The sequence below is a fragment of the Cohnella suwonensis genome (genome assembly GCF_042655365.1).
Classification (GTDB): domain Bacteria; phylum Bacillota; class Bacilli; order Paenibacillales; family Paenibacillaceae; genus Cohnella; species Cohnella suwonensis.
Genome location: NZ_JBHSMH010000080.1, coordinates 1 through 20,698 on the forward strand (window position 1 = coordinate 1; position 20,698 = coordinate 20,698).

Genomic DNA, 20,698 nt, shown 5'->3' on the forward strand with positions numbered 1-20,698 from the left:
CCGACGTTATACCTTGATTATACAAGAAAAAGGTACAGTCCCCTCAAAAATAGAGAGGGTCTGCACCTTTTCGAGTTAATGGACTTTTTCAGTGGCCTCCCATAGGCGTTGGGGGGCTTGCTTGCGTCAAAATCAGTGGACCTAATATTAAAGAGGCGCTCCACTCTTTTCTTAGTGAAACAGCTTATCCCGGATACTTCTAAATTGGGTTTTCACCGTGTTCAACGATTTGTGCAGCTTCTCCGCAATCTGTACTTTGTTCAACCCTTGCCGCTTCAATTCGAAAATTTCCCGTTCCGAAGTTGTCAATTCCATCAGTTGGATCTCTGTGCGCATCATCTCTGCGACATCAGCGTGAATCGACGCACGATCTTGATCCGCTTCGCGAATAGCCCGGATCAGGTCACGGAAGCTGGATTTCTTGATATAGTTCACAGCCCCCGACTTGAATGAGCCCATGATCACTTCTCGATCATTAAGCGATGTAATCATAATTATTTTGATCCTGGAACCTTTATTCTTTCTCACATAACGGGTTACCTCTATGCCGTCAAGACGATTTTCAGATAACTGGATATCCATCAATATCACATCGATCTCGTGCCGTCCAAGCGCGGCAATCGCCTCTTCCTTAGCAGCAGCCACCGCGACCAGCTCAATATCCGCCTCGGCACTCAGATCGTTTGTTATGTTCTCCTGCCAAAAAGGATCATCTTCAACCAGCAATACTTTAATTTTTCGCATGCAGATCGATCGCCGCCCTTTCGCTGGTTACACCAATACGCCGGCGCACAAGCCGCTTCTTAGGGAACCTCATGCGAAACAGCGAACCTCCATGCGAACGGCTTTCCACCAGCCTCAGTTCCCCGCCATGCTTCTGCATAACACAGGACGCATAGCTTAGACCTAAGCCGTAGTTACGCTCCGAATGCTTCTTAGTTGTAAAGAACGGCTCGAAAATTTTACCTGCTTGATACGGATCGATCCCTTTCCCGTTGTCCTTTACTTCGACGTCCAACCCGTTTTTACTCTGCCTAACGTTGACTCGAATGAGGCCGTTATCCCGTTCAATAGACTCCACAGCATTTATGCAAAGGTTTGTAAACACTTCAGCAACATGGCGCGGATCGCAGCGAATCCATGTGTCGTCAGCATAATGATACTCTAAGCGAATCGATCTATCGCGAAGCATAGGCTCAAGCCCGTCTAAAATTTGCTGCAACAATGCAGACAGATCGACTGTCTTATCATGAACGACAATCTCCTCCGATTTTCCTTTGATATCGTCACTCATTTGCTGCAATTGTCCTGTTATGAGAGACATACGCCTTGTGATGATCCGGATTTCCTCCGTCTTCCCTTCCATCGCAAGCGTCTCCAGCTTCTCGAGGAAATAATCGAGCTTCTGCACATCGTTCTTGATGGCGTGGTTAATTAACTCCGTTCCATACGAAATCGTTCGCATCGAGTCATCCAATCGCTGCCTCTCGATGCGCACTTTAATACCTAGGAAGCCGGAACGAATACTATAAAAAAGGAGCAGCAAGAACAACCATAGCTCGATCGGGTTGCCCTGTAAATGCCAATCGGGGTTGATCATAACAAGGTTGTTCGCAGTCAGCGTGATCTGTTCCGTGTAGATGAAATCCTTCAGCAAGCTCCACACAATAATCGGGGTAAAAACCACATTCAACCGAAGCATATTGGACTTTAACACTGGGTCCGTCTCCCTGATCCATGCCGCAAGATAGAACAGGGAAGCAGCACCCATATAAAGCACAGCCCATGGCTGTACGGCCTGTATATAAAGATTTCCACTGTAGGGCGACAGATGTGAGACGACGAACCACACCGATGGCACCGACGCAATCAATACAATCACGTATCGCGAGAGACTCTGCAGTGGAAATAATGCAATCGCACTCATAAGGAATAAGTAAGGCAGCACATAGTAATACAGAAGCATAAATCCGATGACCGTCGCCTCCAGGAAATTTCCCACCCACGGCGTTAGCATCGCATTCTCCTGAAGATACGGCAAGATCCCCACCTTCATCAAATAAAAATAGCTGCCGCCGCCTCCCGCGATCAAGAACAATCCGATCCACCAAATATTTGCATTCTTGTCTCGACGGCTTCGCTGAAGCAGGTAGAGTGCTAACGGCCATACGATAAGAAACATGAAAGCCACTCCATCCATTGCCAATAACCTTTATTATATAATGAACTATTCTTTGTTGTGATAAAATTTTTCGGTTTGATGATGGACAAGTATAATTTGTATAACGAATCTTTCAGATCATATTCATTCATTTAGACGAACTCACCCGAAAGTTGCAATTAAGTTTCTACGCTGATTTGGCAAGTCCTCTTAACGTCTTTGCGTCGCCCATAATTCCTCTACCTAATCGTCTCACTCCTTCGGCCACGCGGCTTCCAACTGGATTCCGTTATTGTCGATAAAAATAAAATTGCGTATTTTTCCCTGATCGTAGATATCCGTCATTGCAACCCCGCAGCTGTTCAGTTTACTACGCAGGGCCAATCCATCTTCTTCCGATGCAAGAGCGAACGCTACATGTTGAAGCGCTCCGGGCATGAATCGATATAAATCTGCCGACTCCGGGTTTTCCGCGAGACGTTTCTGCCACGTTGGGAGGTTGCCGGGTACACCGGTGAGGAATGCATGCCAAGCGTATTTTCATAAAAGAGAATAGTTGCATCCAGGTCGGGAGTAACCAAGGCCACATGATGAAAGCCTAACCAACCCAAACTTTCAAAAGGTATTTTCCGGGGTTGTTCAGTCATGGTTTATACCACTCCTTCATTTCGATTGTAAATAAAATCTGAATCGCAAACCTGCAATCAGAGCCAGTAAGATTAACCACTGACCGGGAATGAAGGCTCCCATACCCTGACCGGACATTACTTCGGAAGCAACCGCTCCGATCATAAGAATGCCAAGCGCTGTCGCTGCGTAGAGAGTCAATCGCGGCAAAGCCAACAGAACAGCGCCTGCTATTTCAACCCATCCAACTGCGACTCGACTCCAATCCGGATAACCTAACTTGTGAAACATCTCGACCATCTGTTCCGTACCCGCCAGCTTCTGAATGCCGCTCTGAACAAAAAATAAGGAAGTCAGACCTACGACGATCCATCCCGCAATACGAATCCATTTCTTCATGATTTTGCTCCTCCTAACGGATTAATTTAATTAGATTTCTAACTATATGCGTAAAAAACGATTGTCACTCCTTTTCGAATAAACCGACCATTTTGACAAGGAGCGCTTTAAGGGAATCGAATTCGTCCGCCGTCATTCCGCCTTTAACCCGCTCTTCTACAACAGTAGTGAAATGCTGCGTCTCTTCTGCCAGCTTCAAACCCGTGTCCGTTAAATAAATGAGTTTGTAGCGCCCGTCTTGCGGATGATCCTTACGGATGATGAATCCCTTACTCGCCAGCCCGTTCAGCAAGCTAGTGACGCTTGGCCGTTCAATCATTAGAATTGGCTCTAATTGAGATGGCGAGATTCCCGGAAATTGGCGAATAACGCTCAACGCGCTCCATTGCGTATGGGTTAAACCCAGCGGTCTCAATAATTCCTCTACTTCTCTACGCAGCGTAATATAGCCGGTTTTTATCAGCCGACCAATCGGCCCTTTATCCCATTGCCAATTCTCATGCTCGCTTTCTTTACTCACAAAGCACCTCTATAGTTAGAATTCTAATTACATTATATCCAGAAATCGGGAATTGTAAAGACTATTGAACGAAAAGCCAAAAAGGGCCGCAACAGGTCCAGCTGTCGGATTGTCTGGCTTAAACTCTTGATTATCGACAGGAGCTAATTTCTACCTGCATTTGACAATCCCGTTCGGACGGTCAATCCCCATCCGAATGATTCCCTTTGCGATACTTCGGCGCGAATCGAGTTTACGCCCAGCTTCCACTTGATCGGCACGTTTGCGAAATCCGGACGAATGCGCCCGTCATGGCTTGGCGGACTCCAGCACCAATCACCTTGATATACTTCCTTATCATTTACCCATAGTCGAATCGAGTCGCTGTAACCAAGCGACAATACGGTTTCTTCCTCTTCCTCGATCACAAAATCGCTTTTGACTACAACCGCCGCACCGGGTTTCGCTTGATAAATTCTGTTGATGTTGAGCGTACCGTTCTCCTCGACGAATGCTTTCGTCCATGTCTGATCCTTGGCTCCATCTTGAATCAATGGGCTCGACACGTACCATTCCGTTATGAACGATTCCGACTTCAACTTGCTAAAATCCGTTGCTTCAGGTTCGATGGACGCCGGGGGAATTTCTTCTATTGAAAGGTTACGGATATAGCTCGGCAAGAAGTTCCATACGCCGACTTTGCCCAATCGTTGCCCGCCATGTTGCAGTCGAGTGATGATAAGCGCCGGCTCCGTGTTCTCCCCGAAGAACACTCTCGCCCCCTCCGATTGAACCTCTAGACTGAACTTGTGCCATGCCCCTGTCGTGTCGGGAAGAGGTCTCTGATAAGAGGGTCCATTATAAATCTGCCACGTCATCGATCCATTTATCACGGGATCGTATTGGATTTCAACCGGAGCGAGATACACGAGTTCGTAATTGCCTGGGTCTTTGGCTCCAAAGACCAAACCGATGAAACCTACTTCACCGGGGATCGCCACTTCAGCTTGCAACCGAAAAGAATCGTACTTCACTTCATCGCGCAGATATATGGCCGAATTCATCTTCTCCAGATATAATGCTTTTTTGCCATTCCATTCTGACGGGATTGCCCCAGAGTCCCCCAAATCGAATCGATCCAAATCGTCCCAAAGCGAATACATTTGCTTCCCTGCCGTCATCAGACTCTCATCTCCCTTTTAATCACTTCCATTTTAAGTTAACATTAATAGTAAGAACTCATACATATTCAAAGTAACGAAAATAGCCCAAAAGACTTGAATAATGAAAGAGGATACAATTCATGCTTGATCCTACTGACAAACTAATTCTGGAGGAACTGGCCAAGGACGGCCGGATTTCGATGAAGAAGCTGGGCGAGAAGGTTCATCTAAGCGGCCAAGCGACGGCTAACCGGTTAGCAAAACTCGAAGAAGATCACGTGATCGAAGGCTATACGATCCGCCGGAACTATAGAAAGACGGGCTATGCCGTGCATTCGTTTATTACGATTTTAACGCGAAGCTTCGATCATCAGCCGTTCTTCTCGTTTCTGGATACGCAGCGCCCTTTCATACTCAATCGATTCAAAATCAGCGGAGAGGGCTGCTATCTCTTGGAATGCCGATTCCCGTCGAACGACGAGCTCGACAAGTTTTTAGAATCGCTAACCCGCTACGTCAATTATAGATTGTCCGTGGTCATTAGCGAGGTCTAGGATATAGCGGGTTGCGGCGAGGTCGATTCAATTTCTTCGTTATTTTCAACTTTATCTTACAACAACGGCATTTTCCGCAAAAGAAGAAAAAAAGCTGCCCCGTCCGCCGATCAGCGCGGCGTTCCGGACAGCAATCTCTCTTCTCATCCGCCCATTAGTCCCGCGGATAACGCAATCGAACATGAGCCTCTTCCACCCACTTGCCGTTCTCGAAATCCCGTCCCCGAACGTCCACCCGATCCTCGTACACCTCGACGAAGTAGCCTTGGCTGCCTTCCCTGCGCTTATCCTCGTCCGTCCATAGGTAAGCGACGGAAGCCGCGTTGAACATCGGAGGCAGGACGCCTTCTCCGTCATAGTATTGACGCGGGGCTTCCAATTCCCAGTGCGTGTGACCCGTGAACAGAATCGCCCGATTCCGGTGCTTCGCCAGCACCGCCTTGAACTCGGCGTCCTGCATGACGCCGCTCCACTTCTGCTCCTCAAGGGAACCCGACACCGTGTTTAACGGAGGCTGGTGGAGGAAGACGAAAACCGGACGATCCGGCAAATCCCCTTCTCCCAGCTTCTCGTCGAGCCAGCGTAGCTGGTCCTCCGACAGAGAGCAATACAGTTCGTGGCCGACTTCGGTACCGAGAAATATAAAATGATGCCCGCCGATCCAATGATCGTGATAGACTCCCGTCATCTCCGTCGCGTTCAGGAAGTTCGACAGGCGCATCGCCCATACGCCAAGGCCGACGTCGTGATTGCCCATCGTCATTAGCAGCGGCGGGAGCGAAGGATTTCTCTCGCCCCAAATCCGCCGGAACTCCTCGTATTCGCCCGGGAAACCGTGATCGGTCACGTCGCCGGCGTGCATGATGCCTTGGCTGTCCGGCGCCTGCTCGGCGATGTCCCGAAGCGCGTTTTCCAATCGACGATTATATGCGTGCTCCCGATCGGAAGTAATATGCGTATCCGTGATGACCTGGAATTTCAGCAGAGGAAGGTCCGCTCCCTCGCTCGATCCGTTACGATTCATCGCCTTCACCGTCTCCTTTGCTAATGCCCTTTACTGCTTATATTCAAGCCGACAACCCCGATCGCGATGATCGCGATCCAGATGATCGAAGACGCCTGTATCCGTTCTTGGAATAACACATGGCCGGCCAACGTAATCAGCACGATTCCGACTCCCGACCACACCGCGTATACCGTGCCTACATCCATATACTTAAGCGCGTAATTCAATAGAGTAAAGCTGGCGCCGTAAAATATAAACATGAGGACGGACGGCACGAGTCGCGTAAAGCCTTCGGAGAGCTTCATGGATACGGTACCGGACAACTCCAACGCGATCGCGAATCCGAGCAGCAACCATCCCATGTTCGTCACACCTTTCATGATTCGCCTTCGACGATCTCCAGTTCACCGTAGGACAAGATAACGGCATCCGCATCGGGCAAATTCCCCGACCCGGCCGCTTCGTCCGCATCCGGTCCGGCGATACCTACGGCAACCGCCGCGCCCGCCGACCGGGCCATTCTCATATCGCCGTTCGTATCCCCGATAACCGCAACCCGCGCAACGTCGACGTTCAACCGCCTGCACGCCAGCTCGACCATGTCCGGGCAAGGCTTGCCCCGTTCTACTTGATCCGTGCCGATGATTGCCGAGAAATACTCCGTCATTCCTAACCATTCGAGATGCCGAACGGCCATCGCCGTTTCGTCAGCCGTCACGACGGCCATTACGATTCCGCGTTCTCGGCAATGATCCAGGAACTTCACGACGCCGGGCAAAGCCCTAACGGCCTTGACCTCCAACATCCGTTCATCCGCGTACTCCCGGCATTCCTCCGCGAGCACCTTGGCTTCCGGCCAAGTCAATCCCGCCCGATAGCCTTGCCAAGCCAGAACCGTAAGCAGATCCGTCAACGTACCCGTAGCCAGCGGCCCGTTGCGGTCGTATCCCGCGAGTTCTCCGTCCGAAGCGCGGCGCGTTCCCCACAATGTATCGGTATCCATGCTCAGCGGAGCGAGACCTCTCTCCTCAAGCCGACGGGAGAACCGGGCGAGCAGCCGCTCGCTCCAGTTCCCCCACGTGTAGATAAAGTCGAGCAGAGTGCCGTCTTTATCGAACAAGATCGCTTGAATCGGATAGGCCGCGTCCGCGACTCGAAGTCGCGTCATGCGGATCCCTCCTTATTTGTTATGCTTGTCCAGCTCCCGTTGAGCGGTTTCTTGCGCTTCCTTAAGCGCCTTCTCCGCCGGGATGTTGCTGATTTGGACTTTGTCCACCGCGATTTTCAAAGCGTCGGAAATTTTGCCGCCGGTCGGATCTTGGAAAGGACCGGAAGCGTGCGCCGCTTGTTGTAAGGGTACCATGCTTTGCGGGTTCGCTTTGCTGTATTCGACGAAAGCCGAATCTTCCAATGCCGATTGGCGAACCGCGATATAGCCGCTGTTCATCGACCAGAACGCCGTGTTCTCCGCGCTCATGAAGAAGCTGTACCATTTGAACGCCGCCGCTTGCTGCTCCGGGCTCGCTTTAGCCGGAATGGCCGCCATGATCGCTTGGGCGACAGGCTTACCCGCTCCTGCGCCTTCCCAGCCCGGTTGTTCCATTGCCGCCAATTGCGCGAAATCGAGGTCTCCTTGGTCGCCGCTCGATCCGGTATAACCGGCCGCATGGCCTTTCATGACGTCGTCGATCGTTTTGTACCAATACTCCCAGCCTTGACCGCCGCTGTGAATGCGCATCGTCTTGTCTTCGTGAATCGCTTTGCGGAAAAATTCGAGCGTCGAGATCCATTCGGGAGTGTCGAGCGTAACGGTTTTGCCGTCCGCGCTCAGCACGCTTCCGCCTTTGCTGTAGACGGCGTCGATCATGTTGGCTTCGCCCCACATCGGCTCCCAGCCGTAGAACGACGTTTTGCCGCCTTCTTTGACCGCCATCTTAGCCGCGGCTTCGCCCAGCTTCTCCCACGTCGTCATGTCTTCCGGCTTGATTCCGGCTTTCTCGAACGCGTCCTTGCGGTAGTACATGATTTGCGTCGTGCCGTACATCGGGAGGAAAAATTGCTTGCCGTCCACTTTCCCTTGCTCCAGGAAAGTCGGAACGACGTCTTCCGGTTTGAAATCCGGGTTCGCGGCGATCAGCTCGTCCACCGGCGCGAAGTAGCCTTTCTTGGCCCAATCGACGTTGGCGGCCAGGACGGCGGCAGGCACGTCGCCGGAGGCGATTGCCGCTTGAAGCTTATTCTCCGTCTCGGAATAGTCCGCTTGAACGACCGGCTTAACGATGACTTCTTGCTGCGAAGAGTTGAATTTATTGATCAGGGTTTGCATGTTCTCGCCGAGCTTGCCGCCCAATCCGTACCAGAATTCGATCGTTACGGGCTCCTTCGGAGCTTCCGAGGAGGCAGGAGCGCTTGCGCTTTCGGATGGCGAAGCTTCAGTCGAAGGCGATTCGGATGCGTTGGAAGCGCCGCCGCTTTCGTTAACGGTTTGGCCGCAAGCCGTCAGGAACATCAAAGCCGCGAGCGTAACGCCGATAGTCGATTTTTTCGTTTTGGACAAAGACATGTTTGGTTTCCCTCCACGTTTTTCTTCTTTTTTTAATTTCTGTTACCCCTTGCTTGCCCCCGCTGTAAGGTTGACGCTCTGGATGACGGTTTTCTGCGCTAGCACGAAGATGACGAGCAACGGGGCGATTGTAAACGCGCTTGCTGCCATAATGAGCGGCCACTTCAGGCCGTATGCACCCCCTTCCACGAAGAAGCTTCTCAGCCCGGCCGATACGAGCTGCAAGCTCGGGTCCTTGGTAATCAACATCGGCCAGAAATAATTGTTGTACTGCTCGATGAACGTGATTAAAGCAAGCACTGCGAAGGAAGACCGGACGAGCGGAACGAGAATCGTCCATAGGATGCGGGTGTGGGAAGCGCCGTCCACGCGCCCGGCTTCGACCAGCTCGTGCGAAACCTGAAGGAAAGCTTGCCGGATCAGAAAAATCGAAAATATGCTCACGCAGTTAGACAGGATCAACCCGCCGTAGCTATCAAGCAACTGCAGCTTCCCCAGAACGATGTAGCCCGGTAAATAGACGGCCGTGCTCGGAATCATATATCCGATCAGGACAAGCGCGGCGAAGGCACCTTTTAGCCGGAACTGCATATGGGTAAGGGCATAGGCCATCATGCCGGAGTTCACGATCTGAATGAGGACGATCGTTCCGGCGACGAAGATGCTGTTCAGCATGTATTGGCCGAACGGCGCCGCCGTCCACGCTTCCCGAAAGTTCTGCCATAGCGGAACGTTCGGCCAGAACGTCGGCGGAAACTGCCAAATTTCGTCGTTCGTTTTGAGCGCGCTGGTAGCCATCCAGTAGAAGGGGAAAGCCATGACGACCGCGATGGCGGCCGCGACGAGATAACGCGCCGTTATTCCGAATTGCATCCATATTTTCATAGCGAATTCTCCTCTTTCCAAGCTTCGTTTCTCAGGAGTAGTGAACGATTTTGCGGCCGACGAAGGCGGAGACGACCGAGAGCAGCACGCAGCCGACGATCAGGATGATCGCGACGGCGGAGGCTTGTCCGATCTGGAACGAATCGAATGCGGATTGGTAGTACAGATACAAGAGCGTCCGCGTCGAGCCCGACGGGCCTCCTTGGGTCAGTACGTTGATCTGGTCGTACGCTTGGATCGCTTGAACCGCCTGGACGATGAACAGGAAAAACGTCGTCGGGGAAATCAGCGGAAGCGTCACGTGAACGAATTTCCGCCACGTCCCCGCGCCGTCCAGGCCCGCGGCTTCTATCAGGTCCGTCGGCACGTTGCGAATGGCGACCAGATAGAAGATCATGCTCCAGCCCGCCGATTTCCAGATCGTCACGAGTAGAACGCCGACGAGCGCCCAATTCGGATCCTCCAGCCAGCGAAGGCCGTCAATGCCGAATACGCGGAGCACGCTGTTGGCAAGCCCCACCTCCGGCTCGTAAATCCAAGACCAGACGATGGATACCGCGACGGTCGGGGTGACCCAGGGCGAGAAAATCAGCGTCCGGTAAATCGCTCCGCCCCGGAGATTCTTCGTCAGAAGCAGCGCAAGCGCAAGTCCGATGGCCAGAATCGGTACCACGCTTCCCAAGCAGAACAGCAAGGATACGCGAAGCGACTGATAGAAAGCCGGATCCTCGAACAAGTACCGATAGTTCTGAAACCCGACGAACAGCTTGTCCGGGCTCATGAAGTCCCATTCCATGAAGCTCAGGTATATGACGTAGCCCAGCGGGAAAAACCAGAACAAGGCAAGGGGAATCATCGCGGGCATGGTGAACAACAACGCCTTGCCTTCCTCGGCAATCGTACTTCTCCTCATCGCTCTACCACCTATCGTACAATAATTATTGAATTATCATTAGATTATGAGGTTAATCAATTGAATTTCTAACAACGTTCTAAAAATATTGTACGGTAGAAATTAAGCCCGAAGGTTATTTCTACATGAAATCTTGCGGAGTTTTGTGTAAAATAATCGGTAGACGAGGCGGTGGAGAAGCCATGAAGAAAGCAACTTCGGGGAAAATGAAAAAACCATCGACGCAACGCGAAGAGCTTCGCGGCAAGGTGATCGACGCTTTAGCCCAGACAATGGACTTATACGGAGTCAATTACTCCTTCGGGCAGCTGTACGGCATTATGTTCTTCGAGGACAAGCCGCTGACGCTGGAGAAGATGCAGGAAAGCATGAACATGAGCAAGAGCAACATGAGCTATGCCGTGCGTTCCCTTATCGAATCCAAGATGGCGTTCAAGCTTCCGGAGAAAGAGGATCGCAAGGATCTTTACGTCGCCGAGACGGATTTCTTCAAAGCGTTCCAGGCGTTCTTCGCCACCAAGCTCCAACGGGAAATCGACGTCATGCGGGGAGCGCTGGACGCCGTCATTCCGCCGCTGTCGGAGACGATCCTGCAGCTCGATACCCCGGAGGAGGAACGCATGCGCTGCCTGGAGGATTTGCACAAGCTGAAGCACGCGGTCAGCTATTACGAATGGCTGCAGCGGTTCGTGAACGATCTGGAATCCGGGGCTACCTTCGACGGGCGGCAGAACGGGGAATAACAGTAAAAAGAAAGCTGGCGATGCAAGGGATTGTCCCTTCATCGCCAGCTCTTTTGTATACACGGGCATGGGAGCGTACGTTCATCCCCGACGGCTATCGGGTTATCTTGCCAAGTAATCCAATCGCTCCAGCTGTCGGATCCCCCTCGAAAGTGCCTTCAAGAAGTACATCGATACGATGGGAAAGCGGATTCGGGACGTTGGTCGCCGGTTGATCGATCAGGTCCATTGTACCAAACAGAGGAAAGTGTCGTAACTATGCGATTTGTTTGCTTGAACACCGTCGGTAATGGGTCAATGTTCTTGACACCCATTGGGAATGGGATCAAGTTCTTGACACCGGCCGATGACAAGAACTTGATCCCATAAAAATAAAAAGCCGCGATCTACGCGACTTTTTATGGGACAATGTTTTTGACATCCGACAGATATATATATATATTTGGAAATTTGATCCACCCACTCCTGATCAGGCAAACGCATGCTGGTAGGGGTGCAACGTTTGCATGGGCGGAAATTTGCCGCTTGTGCTTTCTGAGGGTTTTGAAATATACGCACATTTTCCTTTTTAGGCACTTTAGATTTGCAAGACGGTTTGCAGAAAATGTTCGTAGATTTGACTGCGTATATAAAAATTCCATCGTAACGTGCATCGTTGTGTATGATCGCTTGCCATATTTTTTCAGTTAAACGTTCTTCGCTTTTCATATCCTTCACTCCCCCCCTAGTTTACTCCTGATCCATTTCCCAAGTAAGCATTTCCTAATTAAACAGCAAGATATTAAAATCCGTCTAATGGTAAAATTAGAGATGTAAAACAATAAAGCGACTTGTGAAGGAGAGTATTTTGAGGCCATGCATAAAGTAATCGAACCTAACATTTTGTATTTTGGAACTCCAGTAGTGCTTATCAGCACAAAAAACGAGGACGGTTCAGCAAATTTAGCCCCTATGTCTTCAGCGTGGTGGCTAAACCAGTCCTGTATGCTCGGAATGAGCAGCAGATCCAAGACCTTTCAGAACCTCCTGCGCGAGAAGGAATGCGTGTTGAACCTTCCTTCAGCTGACCTTGTTAGTCATGTAGACAGGTTGGCTCTGCTCACTGGTTCCAATCCCGTTCCCGAATACAAATTGCAGCAAGGATATCGCTATGAACCTAATAAATTCGAAACAGCCGGGTTATCTCAGCAACCCTCCGACCGGGTTAAAGCGCCTCGCGTAGCAGAATGTCCGGTTCAGTTAGAAGCGACTCTCACCCAAGTTCATGACTTCAGCCCCCCCAGTTTCCTTGCTTCAATCGAGGTTGCCATTACTAGGGTTCACGTAGATAAAAAGCTCATTATGACTAGTGGGAACAACTATATCGATCCAGAAAAGTGGAATCCATTGATCATGAACTTCTGTGAATTTTTCGGACTTAGCGGCAAATTGCAACCATCCAGATTGGCACCGATTTTTAGACCAATTCCTGCTAAGTAGAGCCATCTGCAGCATTCCTGATGTAATAATATCTTCATCTTCACAATACGGTGTAAGTACTCCTCAAATGACTGTTTTGATTGCCAATAATTTGTCCGAAACTTGGGCAGACATGCAACGTAAGCGTCAAATCCGACACATAGAAATCAGATTTAATCTGTGAGAATATGAATGTGTCGCTCACGCGAGGGATTCGTTCGAACCGGTAAGTCAGGAACGCCAAATAGCCCCCGTATTGCAGGGGGCGCAACAGACTTTCAATTATAAGTGGTAAGGTTATTTGACGCTTACGAAATTCCTTTTAAAATCCAGAAGTTATTCAACTATCGTTTCCCGTTAATTGAAGTGAACTTGAGAACTAGCTATGATAGTCAATATAATGAGCAACAATGATTTTACATGGGATTCTTATGGGGGATTATGAACAAATGGATGAAAAAAATCGATACTTTTCAGAAGAACGACCTAGCCATCAAATTTCTTGGACTTTCTCTGACACAATACATAGTGACTTACTTACCACCAAGGATCTTGTTTATAACACTTGCAGGTTTGATTGCTCTCAGCCACTCCTTGAAGCACAAAATGCTGAATATGGGGCGTATGTATTTAACTTGAATGCTCTCGCTATTAGATTTCGTGTCGCAAAAATCACTCCTACAAAGGTCGGGCAATTTGTGACTTTATGGGAGAAAAAAGAGGATGGACCGATTCAACCATATGACGTATCAGATCCAGTCGATTTCTTTGTTATTAGTACACGTAAAGGGAGTAAGTTCGGTCAGTTTATATTCCCAAAAGCAGTTTTATGTGATCAAGATATCGTTTCAAATAAGGGTAGAGGTGGTAAGAGAGCAATACGCATTTACCCACCTTGGGACAATCCTACGAGTCGTCAGGCTCAAAAAACTCAGATATGGCAGTTGAAATATTTTTTGGAAATACCCGCTAATATACCAATAGATTTTGTTCGTGCTCAAATGCTTTACAATCAAAATGCAAGCAACACCGAAGAAGTTTAACAAAGTGGGTAAGGACAAGAATCCCAAGCCCACTTCGTTTATTGTGGCAGTCTTAAATGTTGACTCCATGTTGACTCGAACTCGCGCACGCTTAGGGCGTTGACTTCAATGCGAACGAGAAGAATGAGTCGGTAGAGAAGAGCCAGCTTATAACCGTCCCATAAAAAAGTTACAAAGGCCAGAGTCTTCAGGCGAGGAGTTACGGAAGATACGATTATGCGTCTGTTTCGTCACTGTGCTATAAGTACTTACCTCACGCGTTTGTTGACTCCTTGTTGACTTCAACCAAAAAAAATACAGAGCACCGGTGGTCATTCCGCCGTGCTCTGTATTCAGAATTAGTGCACTGCTATACTCATTTACGCTCTTACTCATCTCCAGTCGCAATCGAATTCTCACTATAAGAAATCCAATCGCTCCAGCTCCCCGCGTACAGAAACCGCAATATCATCCGCGATCGGCGTTTCCATTATTCTCTTGACCTCTCTGACATCAGGGGTCTTGCCTAACGCCCACATCAACTTGGGAACGATCGCTTCCGAGTTCATATCCTTCGATGAAATGATCCGTTCATCGGCCGCTTGTCGCCCTACCTCATATAACGTCCGGTCTTCGCCCTCTTCAAGGCATTGAGTCGTCATGACGACAGCTACTCCCGATTGAACCAGCTCATTTATTTTCATAATTAAGCTTCTTCCTTGGGTAGGCACTCCTCCAAGTCCGAAGCCTTCGATGATTACCCCTTTATAATGATCCTTGAGAAAATCAAAAAGCTCCGGCTTTGACCCCGGATGCAGCTTCAATAAAAAAACATCGGGGCACAAGGAGACTTCTAATTTCACCGTCTTGCCCCGAACCTGCGAAACGGGCTTAGTATACTTGACTTCACCCCGATCAATCATAGCAACGTACGGATAATTGATGCTCGTAAAGGCATGAAAGCTTCTTGTCTTTACTTTTACGGCTCTGGTTCCGTTAATGACTTTGCCGTCAAAAACAACAAATACGCCTCCGAGGTCCTCGCAGGCAAACCGCGCAGCATCGCCAATGTTTCTCATCGCATCGGTATGTTCATAGGTAATGGGAACCTGCGAGCCTGTCATAACAACCGGCTTTACGATATTTTGCAGCATATAAGACAGAGCCGCGGATGTATATCCCATCGTATCCGTTCCGTGAGTAATGACAAAGCCATCATAATGGTCGAAATGTTCAAAGACAGCCTCCGCTATACGCACCCAACCTTCAGGCTGCATATTCGTGCTGTCTATTTCCATCAGCGCTCTGCTTTCAACCTTATACCTCCGATTTTGCTCCGGAAAATAACTCGCGATTTCCTCGTCCGTCATTCCCGGAGTCAGTCCGTTTTCTCCCCGAACGGATGCGATGGTTCCGCCTGTAGTCAGCAGCAGTATTTTTTTCATAGCACTTTCCCAAGAAATGCTTTCGTGCGTTCATGCTTCGGAGAATCGAATATTTCGGCCGGAGTTCCTTCTTCGATAATATATCCCCCATCCATGAAGATGACGCGGTCAGCCACTTCGCGGGCGAAGCCCATTTCATGCGTGACGACAATCATCGTGATGCCTTCGCGGGCCAGTTCCTTCATGACCAGCAATACTTCACCCACCATTTCCGGATCTAGTGCCGAGGTCGGTTCGTCGAACAACATGACGCGAGGATTCATGGCAAGCGCCCTGGCAATAGCTACGCGCTGCTTTTGTCCGCCCGACAAACGATCAGGGGATTCATCCTTTTTCTCCGCCAAGCCAACCTTCGTAAGCAGTGCCATCGCTCTTTTCTGATTCAGCTGCTTCTCCATTTTTTTAACGTATTTAGGGGCAAGCATAATATTTTTTAATACGGTCAAATGGGGAAATAAATTAAAGCTCTGAAAGACCATGCCTACATTTTCACGCAATTTATCGATATTCGTCTTAGGCGAAGTAACTTCCATACCCCCAATCACGACGTTCCCGGACGTTACATCCTCAAGAAGGTTCAGACACCGGAGGAATGTGCTTTTTCCCGATCCGGACGGCCCGATCACGCAAACCACTTCCTTCTCGCGGATCGTTGTCGAAATATCCTTCAGCACTTCCAACGAACCGTAACTCTTTCTCAAGTTTTGTACGACGATCATTTGCTGAACCTCCTCTCAAGCAGACGGAATACACGGGTTAAGATATAGATGATCACGAAGTAAAGAGCGCCTACGGCACCCCATATTTCAAACGAACGGAAATTGCTAGAAATAATAATTTCCCCGTTCTGCGTCAATTCCCGAATTCCAATGACAGACAGCAGGGATGTATCTTTAAGGCTAATAATAAATTGGTTTACGAAAGCAGGCGTCATCCGGCGCAACGCTTGCGGCAAAACGACCAGCCTCATCGTCATAAACCGGCTTAGTCCCAATGAGCGGGACGCTTCTACCTGGCCTTTATCAATGGAATTAATGCCTCCGCGAACAACTTCCGCAATATAGGCGCCTGCATTCAAGCTAATAGCCGCAATTCCGCCAATCTCCGGCGATATTCGAATGTCCAAAAAAGCGGGCAATCCCAAATAAATGAAAAAGATCTGAACCAGCAGCGGCGTGCCCCGAATAAGGTCAACATAAAACGTTGCGGCGCCCCGAAGGATTTTAGAATTGGAGGTATTCATCAAGCCAGCAATTAAGCCTATAACAAATGCAATGCATAACGAAATGAACGCCAGCTTTAACGTAATCAGAACGCCTTGCAGCAACATCGGCATTGCATCCATAATAACTTGCATCGAGGATGTCAATGTAATCTTAGCTCCTTCCTCTCGTATCATTTAATAGGGTCTCGTTAAGCGCAAGCCGACCTGTTTACCCGATACTTCTAAACAGGCCGGCCGGCTAAAAAGCTTATTGTTTATTTCTTGCCTACATAGGTGTTAACAATTTCATCGTACTTGCCGTTTTCTTGCAGCTTCTTCAATCCATCGTTAAGCTTTTTCAACAGCTCTTCATTATCTTTGCCGACAGCTATGCCGTAAAAATCGCCGTTTAACCGGTCTCCGACCACTTTCAAGTTAGAATCGGGATCGACTGCGATCTTGTACGAGATAACCGGGAAGTCCTCCAGCGTAACGTCGGCGTTTTTATTGGCAACCTCCATGTACATGGTCGGGCTATCATCGAAGTATTTGATCTCCGCGCCGTATTTCTTCGCCAATTCTTCAGCCATCTTGGCGCCCGAAGTTCCTTTCTTGATCGCAATGACCTTTCCGGCCAAGTCTTCCGGACTGTTAATCGTCGTGTTGTCAGCCCGAACGATAAGCGAAAGTCCCGCTTCATAATAAGGATCGGACAAGCTTACAACCTGTTTGCGCTCGTCCGTAATGCTGATGCCCGCAATAGCGCCGTCCAATTGGCCAGCTGTAAGAGCCGGGATAATCGCTTTGAAATCCATCGGCTTCAGTTCAACCTCGAAGCCTTCTACTTCGGCGATCGCGTTGATCAAATCGATATCTATGCCGACGTACTTGCCATCCTTCTCGAACTCGAAGGGAGGGTACGTTGCGTCAGTGCCAAACGTATATTTGGTCACCTTTTCCTCATTTGCTCCAGTTTCAGCCTTATTAGCACCGCAAGCACTCAGCGTCAACGCGATGACAGCCACGAACAACAATAAACCTAACTTTTTCATGTTACCCAACCTCTTCTCTCTTATTGTTTTTTGTAAACCGTTTCTCTAACATGTCTATATCGTACCGCCTCCGCTACGGCAAACTACAACATCCTACAAAAAAAATCACCTTCGATGTAAATAAACCTAACACAACAAAAAATCCGAAGGATCAATCCGGACTTAACCGATTGATCCTTCGGATTTTAGCTTTTCATTTTCTCCAGCACCTCTATATATAAGACCTGCAAAAACTTTTTGATATTCACTTTCCCTTTTTCAGGATTCTGCCCTTCGTCCATCACCTTCATTCTCATCCGAATATCTTGAAAATCGAAGTAAAGCGGGGCATAATATTCAAATTTCGGGTTGCTGTAATCCGTCAAGCCGATCGACGCCAAATGATTCAACGCAGCCATGACGGTCCGCCTGATTCGCTGCTCAACCGCCTTGCTCTCTTTCTCCACATCGCTCTTGCTTTGTTTAGAGGCACGGGCTGCGGATTCATACAATTCCTTTAACGGCGGAAAGTCGCCGGACTGCCGGTGCTCCGTTACATATTCCAGCAATGAAATGACATCCTTACTGCCGGTTTCGCCGATTATGCCTAAATCCATCAGAATAGGCTTCACAACCTCGCGAACGGTCGGTTCTCTGCGAACCGCCGTTTCTACCGCATCGAATTTCGCTAAAGATTGCTTGATTTCTAAGATATGAAGCTCGTATTTCCGCTGTTCGTTCACTTTCGACAATACCGCTTCCACTTCCAAACGGTTGATCGGCTTATGGATAAAAAACTCGATTCCTCTTTGGTAGGCTTGTCCGACCATTTCTTTATTTTCGATTTGCGAAATCATAATAAACTTTCCATGATAACCTCTGCTTTTCAATTGCGCGATCGTTTCGATCCCATCCTGACCCGGCATCAGCAAATCAATCAATACGATATCCGGCTTCAGTTCAAGAATGATTCCGATCCCCTCCGCTCCGTCTCCCGCCGTGCCGGCAACCTCGCCAAGCTTGCACTGCTCAATAATGTTTTGCAGCATTCGCCTGCAAACGGCGTCGTCATCCACGATAACGTAAGATATCGACATCGGCTTCGCCCCCTTTCTGTAAAGCGGTTATCGGAATACGAACGAGAAATCGGGTGCCGCCCGTTTCCTTCGACGGCTCCACTTCGATCGCGCCTCCGAGAGAATGAACGATATCGCGCACGTGAGAGAGGCCAATCCCAGTTGCCGCAACTCCCTCAACATTAAATTTTGTCGTAAAGCCCGGTTCAAAAATAACATCATGATCTTTGTCGGGTATGCCTATTCCTGAATCGGTCACAACGAATACAATGTCTGTTTCATTCTGGACAACTTGCACCCTGACTATTCCGCTCTTCTCTATCGCTTCTACAGCATTAGACACCAGGTTGTTGAGCACCGTCAATATAGGGAAATAATTCGGGGTAAAGACGTTGATCTCCGCTTCTCTTTCAATACTGATTTTTTTGTTCAGCATTTCGCTGTATTTTTGATTTCCTTTTACGACAAAATCGAGAATCTCCGAGAGGCTCAGGTCAACGACGATTTCACTGTCATATAACTTCAACAATCCTGCCAATATACGTTGGGAATCCTTCTTCACTTCATGGATTTGCTGGGCGATCTCCAATGCTTGCACGCTATGGCCGTTTAGATTCTCTTCTTTTAATTTGCGGGACAGATTAAAGCTGTTTACGGTAATGGACTCGATCGTATCCATTGATTTTTTCAAATAAAAGACTTCCCCATATAAACCGGTGCCGATATGGATCATTTGCTCCATCCTCTTCTGCTGTTCGGCATGGAGGAACCGCATTTGACTGATCGAAATGCTGCTATAGAGCCCGATCACAAAATAACTTCGCACAATCGCGATAGCCAATAATTGAAACCATTCCCCAAGATGAAAAGCATGCGTATCAAGCAACATCCCGCGTATGATGAGCTCGGTTACGTTAGAAGCAAAATCGATCACGGAAACAATCGCGCCCAATACAAGGGGATGATACTCGTTTATCCTTTCTTTGAACCGGCTCAATCCTACTGCAAAAACAACATAATAAATGCCGGCTGCCAAGTTATTTTGAATGCTTCCCTGGATCGAAAAGGAGTTGGTAGCGATCATCCAATCCCCGGCTTGGAGGACCATGCTAAACAATCCCGATGCGAGCCCGATCGTTAAATACGGCAAATGACGCATAAATAACAGAAAAAATAAAAATGTACTTACGCCCAGACCGATACGGAAAAAATCGCCGCTGAAGGGGTTTATCTTGAATTGAGCGCCAATGGCCGTAGCCATTGCGATAACAAGGATTTGCAATCTTTCATTTTTAATAAGACTATTCATCCTGCGACCCGCCTCCTGATGATAGCCGTACGTCAAATTCCCTTACACAAACCTATCTTATAACAATGTATATACTAACATGGAATTCATTTTTATTGAATAATAGGAGCTCGTTCGTGAAGTGGAAAGTTGTGTTACTCCATAAGGGCGCCTTGCAGCGAACCATAGTTCAACGTAATTGACTAAGTGGGTAACCCTTAAAGCAGCGGGCGCGCATCGGAAAACACAAAGGCAAGAACCTTCAGACTTCGTGTTGATTCCGAACATGCCAAATACACCGCCGAAGTCTTAGGGCAACATGGCGGTGTATTCGTCATTAAAATACTGCTATATGCTCTTCAGCCTTCATTCGTCGCCAGTCATGATCGGATTCCCCTCATACGAAATCCAGTCGCTCCAACTGTCGGAGTGGTTTCAGGACATTTTATCTAGTTGCCTTCGCCCGGAGTAAATTAAGCCCCATCCCTATGAAAACAATTCCCGTTATCTTATTCAGGACTGTAGCAATTTTCGAATTATTCCTTAACTTGTTTGTAGCAAATGAAGAAAATAAGGCGACCAAAATGCACCATACGCCACCAGTAAAAGTAAACGTTAAGCCAAGAATAATAAAAGCAAAGGATCCCCCATGAATCGGATC

23 protein-coding genes and 1 pseudogene are annotated in these 20,698 nt (G+C 48.8%); 4 read left to right on the forward strand and 20 right to left on the reverse strand.

What is annotated here, in order from left to right; genetic code table 11:
- Positions 1 to 171: 171 nt before the first annotated feature.
- The 6 genes from ACFPPD_RS19580 to ACFPPD_RS19605 form a co-directional block, all read right to left on the reverse strand.
- On the reverse strand, positions 172 to 744 hold the full coding sequence (locus tag ACFPPD_RS19580; protein WP_209751609.1) for a response regulator: 573 nt from the start codon (positions 742 to 744) through the stop codon (positions 172 to 174).
- Positions 731 to 2,182, reverse strand: coding sequence for an ATP-binding protein (locus tag ACFPPD_RS19585; protein WP_209751607.1), 1,452 nt, complete (start codon positions 2,180 to 2,182; stop codon positions 731 to 733). Before ACFPPD_RS19585 ends, ACFPPD_RS19580 begins: the two co-directional genes overlap by 14 nt.
- 392 nt (positions 2,183 to 2,574) lie before the next feature.
- On the reverse strand, positions 2,575 to 2,808 hold the full coding sequence (locus ACFPPD_RS19590) for a VOC family protein (protein WP_209751605.1): 234 nt from the start codon (positions 2,806 to 2,808) through the stop codon (positions 2,575 to 2,577).
- 16 nt (positions 2,809 to 2,824) lie between these two features.
- Positions 2,825 to 3,187 carry a DoxX family protein gene (locus ACFPPD_RS19595; RefSeq protein ID WP_378082987.1) on the reverse strand — a complete coding sequence of 121 codons (363 nt, stop codon included), beginning with the start codon at positions 3,185 to 3,187 and terminating at the stop codon, positions 2,825 to 2,827.
- 64 nt (positions 3,188 to 3,251) lie between these two features.
- Positions 3,252 to 3,707 carry a MarR family winged helix-turn-helix transcriptional regulator gene (locus ACFPPD_RS19600; RefSeq protein ID WP_209751603.1) on the reverse strand — a complete coding sequence of 152 codons (456 nt, stop codon included), beginning with the start codon at positions 3,705 to 3,707 and terminating at the stop codon, positions 3,252 to 3,254.
- 143 nt (positions 3,708 to 3,850) lie between these two features.
- Entirely contained in the window at positions 3,851 to 4,867 is a 1,017-nt protein-coding gene (locus ACFPPD_RS19605) for a hypothetical protein (RefSeq protein WP_378082990.1), read from the reverse strand.
- 122 nt (positions 4,868 to 4,989) lie between these two features.
- On the opposite strand from ACFPPD_RS19605, the gene ACFPPD_RS19610 reads away from it, so the two are divergent.
- Complete coding sequence (locus tag ACFPPD_RS19610; RefSeq protein ID WP_209751599.1) at positions 4,990 to 5,403, forward strand: Lrp/AsnC family transcriptional regulator; 414 nt, start codon at positions 4,990 to 4,992, stop codon at positions 5,401 to 5,403.
- Positions 5,404 to 5,557: 154 nt separating this feature from the next.
- Here ACFPPD_RS19610 and ACFPPD_RS19615 read toward each other — a convergent pair whose 3' ends face one another.
- The 6 genes from ACFPPD_RS19615 to ACFPPD_RS19640 are packed head-to-tail and all read right to left on the reverse strand — an operon-like array spanning position 5,558 to position 10,770.
- A complete protein-coding gene (locus tag ACFPPD_RS19615; RefSeq protein WP_209751597.1) occupies positions 5,558 to 6,427 on the reverse strand; it encodes a metallophosphoesterase family protein in 870 nt (289 codons plus the stop codon).
- A gap of 20 nt (positions 6,428 to 6,447) precedes the next feature.
- Positions 6,448 to 6,789 (reverse strand): DMT family transporter, encoded by a 342-nt coding sequence (locus tag ACFPPD_RS19620; protein WP_209751594.1) that lies wholly within the window; start codon positions 6,787 to 6,789, stop codon positions 6,448 to 6,450.
- Positions 6,786 to 7,577 (reverse strand): HAD family hydrolase, encoded by a 792-nt coding sequence (locus ACFPPD_RS19625; RefSeq protein ID WP_209751592.1) that lies wholly within the window; start codon positions 7,575 to 7,577, stop codon positions 6,786 to 6,788. The genes ACFPPD_RS19620 and ACFPPD_RS19625 overlap by 4 nt, the downstream gene beginning before the upstream one ends.
- Positions 7,578 to 7,589: 12 nt before the next feature.
- Positions 7,590 to 8,972, reverse strand: a complete 1,383-nt coding sequence (locus tag ACFPPD_RS19630) for an ABC transporter substrate-binding protein (protein WP_378082994.1) — start codon at positions 8,970 to 8,972, stop codon at positions 7,590 to 7,592.
- Between the two features lie 42 nt (positions 8,973 to 9,014).
- The gene (locus tag ACFPPD_RS19635; RefSeq protein WP_209751590.1) at positions 9,015 to 9,857 is read right to left on the reverse strand and encodes a carbohydrate ABC transporter permease; all 843 of its coding nucleotides are present in this window, start codon (positions 9,855 to 9,857) and stop codon (positions 9,015 to 9,017) included.
- Between the two features lie 31 nt (positions 9,858 to 9,888).
- Entirely contained in the window at positions 9,889 to 10,770 is an 882-nt protein-coding gene (locus ACFPPD_RS19640; RefSeq protein ID WP_209751588.1) for a carbohydrate ABC transporter permease, read from the reverse strand.
- Positions 10,771 to 10,952: 182 nt separating this feature from the next.
- On the opposite strand from ACFPPD_RS19640, the gene ACFPPD_RS19645 reads away from it, so the two are divergent.
- Positions 10,953 to 11,513, forward strand: coding sequence for a GbsR/MarR family transcriptional regulator (locus ACFPPD_RS19645; RefSeq protein WP_209751586.1), 561 nt, complete (start codon positions 10,953 to 10,955; stop codon positions 11,511 to 11,513).
- A 435-nt stretch (positions 11,514 to 11,948) separates the two neighbouring features.
- Here ACFPPD_RS19645 and ACFPPD_RS19650 read toward each other — a convergent pair.
- Positions 11,949 to 12,221: pseudogene (locus tag ACFPPD_RS19650) on the reverse strand (Ada metal-binding domain-containing protein); the annotation flags it as partial.
- A 147-nt stretch (positions 12,222 to 12,368) separates the two neighbouring features.
- Between ACFPPD_RS19650 and ACFPPD_RS19655 the strand changes: the two are divergent.
- Entirely contained in the window at positions 12,369 to 12,992 is a 624-nt protein-coding gene (locus tag ACFPPD_RS19655; RefSeq protein ID WP_209751582.1) for a flavin reductase family protein, read from the forward strand.
- Between the two features lie 428 nt (positions 12,993 to 13,420).
- Positions 13,421 to 14,014: a MepB family protein gene (locus ACFPPD_RS19660; protein WP_209751581.1), complete on the forward strand. Its 594-nt coding sequence runs from the start codon at positions 13,421 to 13,423 to the stop codon at positions 14,012 to 14,014.
- 398 nt (positions 14,015 to 14,412) lie between these two features.
- Here the strand turns inward: ACFPPD_RS19660 and ACFPPD_RS19665 are convergent, their stop codons facing one another.
- The 7 genes from ACFPPD_RS19665 to ACFPPD_RS19695 form a co-directional block, all read right to left on the reverse strand.
- The gene (locus ACFPPD_RS19665; protein ID WP_209751579.1) at positions 14,413 to 15,438 is read right to left on the reverse strand and encodes an asparaginase; all 1,026 of its coding nucleotides are present in this window, start codon (positions 15,436 to 15,438) and stop codon (positions 14,413 to 14,415) included.
- Positions 15,435 to 16,157 (reverse strand): amino acid ABC transporter ATP-binding protein, encoded by a 723-nt coding sequence (locus ACFPPD_RS19670; protein ID WP_209751576.1) that lies wholly within the window; start codon positions 16,155 to 16,157, stop codon positions 15,435 to 15,437. The genes ACFPPD_RS19665 and ACFPPD_RS19670 overlap by 4 nt, the downstream gene beginning before the upstream one ends.
- Positions 16,154 to 16,807, reverse strand: a complete 654-nt coding sequence (locus ACFPPD_RS19675; protein ID WP_209751611.1) for an amino acid ABC transporter permease — start codon at positions 16,805 to 16,807, stop codon at positions 16,154 to 16,156. Before ACFPPD_RS19675 ends, ACFPPD_RS19670 begins: the two co-directional genes overlap by 4 nt.
- Positions 16,808 to 16,917: 110 nt before the next feature.
- Positions 16,918 to 17,694 (reverse strand): transporter substrate-binding domain-containing protein, encoded by a 777-nt coding sequence (locus ACFPPD_RS19680; RefSeq protein WP_209751574.1) that lies wholly within the window; start codon positions 17,692 to 17,694, stop codon positions 16,918 to 16,920.
- 185 nt (positions 17,695 to 17,879) lie between these two features.
- Entirely contained in the window at positions 17,880 to 18,770 is an 891-nt protein-coding gene (locus ACFPPD_RS19685) for a DNA-binding domain-containing protein (RefSeq protein ID WP_209751554.1), read from the reverse strand.
- The gene (locus ACFPPD_RS19690; RefSeq protein ID WP_209751551.1) at positions 18,742 to 20,058 is read right to left on the reverse strand and encodes a sensor histidine kinase; all 1,317 of its coding nucleotides are present in this window, start codon (positions 20,056 to 20,058) and stop codon (positions 18,742 to 18,744) included. Before ACFPPD_RS19690 ends, ACFPPD_RS19685 begins: the two co-directional genes overlap by 29 nt.
- Before the next feature lie 424 nt (positions 20,059 to 20,482).
- On the reverse strand, positions 20,483 to 20,698 hold a 216-nt coding region (locus ACFPPD_RS19695), incomplete at its 5' end, for a LysE family transporter (RefSeq protein ID WP_378083002.1).

What these genes read in the sequence shown, in the direction of transcription:
- ACFPPD_RS19580 (WP_209751609.1), bottom strand. Translation starts at nt 744, where the DNA reads ATGCGAAAAATTAAAGTATTGCTGGTTGAAGATGATCCTTTTTGGCAG.
- ACFPPD_RS19585 (WP_209751607.1), bottom strand. Translation starts at nt 2,182, where the DNA reads ATGTTTCTTATCGTATGGCCGTTAGCACTCTACCTGCTTCAGCGAAGC.
- ACFPPD_RS19590 (WP_209751605.1), bottom strand. Translation starts at nt 2,808, where the DNA reads ATGACTGAACAACCCCGGAAAATACCTTTTGAAAGTTTGGGTTGGTTA.
- ACFPPD_RS19595 (WP_378082987.1), bottom strand. Translation starts at nt 3,187, where the DNA reads ATGAAGAAATGGATTCGTATTGCGGGATGGATCGTCGTAGGTCTGACT.
- ACFPPD_RS19605 (WP_378082990.1), bottom strand. Translation starts at nt 4,867, where the DNA reads ATGACGGCAGGGAAGCAAATGTATTCGCTTTGGGACGATTTGGATCGA.
- ACFPPD_RS19610 (WP_209751599.1), top strand. Translation starts at nt 4,990, where the DNA reads ATGCTTGATCCTACTGACAAACTAATTCTGGAGGAACTGGCCAAGGAC.
- ACFPPD_RS19615 (WP_209751597.1), bottom strand. Translation starts at nt 6,427, where the DNA reads ATGAATCGTAACGGATCGAGCGAGGGAGCGGACCTTCCTCTGCTGAAA.
- ACFPPD_RS19620 (WP_209751594.1), bottom strand. Translation starts at nt 6,789, where the DNA reads ATGAAAGGTGTGACGAACATGGGATGGTTGCTGCTCGGATTCGCGATC.
- ACFPPD_RS19625 (WP_209751592.1), bottom strand. Translation starts at nt 7,577, where the DNA reads ATGACGCGACTTCGAGTCGCGGACGCGGCCTATCCGATTCAAGCGATC.
- ACFPPD_RS19630 (WP_378082994.1), bottom strand. Translation starts at nt 8,972, where the DNA reads ATGTCTTTGTCCAAAACGAAAAAATCGACTATCGGCGTTACGCTCGCG.
- ACFPPD_RS19635 (WP_209751590.1), bottom strand. Translation starts at nt 9,857, where the DNA reads ATGAAAATATGGATGCAATTCGGAATAACGGCGCGTTATCTCGTCGCG.
- ACFPPD_RS19640 (WP_209751588.1), bottom strand. Translation starts at nt 10,770, where the DNA reads ATGAGGAGAAGTACGATTGCCGAGGAAGGCAAGGCGTTGTTGTTCACC.
- ACFPPD_RS19645 (WP_209751586.1), top strand. Translation starts at nt 10,953, where the DNA reads ATGAAGAAAGCAACTTCGGGGAAAATGAAAAAACCATCGACGCAACGC.
- ACFPPD_RS19655 (WP_209751582.1), top strand. Translation starts at nt 12,369, where the DNA reads ATGCATAAAGTAATCGAACCTAACATTTTGTATTTTGGAACTCCAGTA.
- ACFPPD_RS19660 (WP_209751581.1), top strand. Translation starts at nt 13,421, where the DNA reads ATGGATGAAAAAAATCGATACTTTTCAGAAGAACGACCTAGCCATCAA.
- ACFPPD_RS19665 (WP_209751579.1), bottom strand. Translation starts at nt 15,438, where the DNA reads ATGAAAAAAATACTGCTGCTGACTACAGGCGGAACCATCGCATCCGTT.
- ACFPPD_RS19670 (WP_209751576.1), bottom strand. Translation starts at nt 16,157, where the DNA reads ATGATCGTCGTACAAAACTTGAGAAAGAGTTACGGTTCGTTGGAAGTG.
- ACFPPD_RS19680 (WP_209751574.1), bottom strand. Translation starts at nt 17,694, where the DNA reads ATGAAAAAGTTAGGTTTATTGTTGTTCGTGGCTGTCATCGCGTTGACG.
- ACFPPD_RS19685 (WP_209751554.1), bottom strand. Translation starts at nt 18,770, where the DNA reads ATGTCGATATCTTACGTTATCGTGGATGACGACGCCGTTTGCAGGCGA.
- ACFPPD_RS19690 (WP_209751551.1), bottom strand. Translation starts at nt 20,058, where the DNA reads ATGAATAGTCTTATTAAAAATGAAAGATTGCAAATCCTTGTTATCGCA.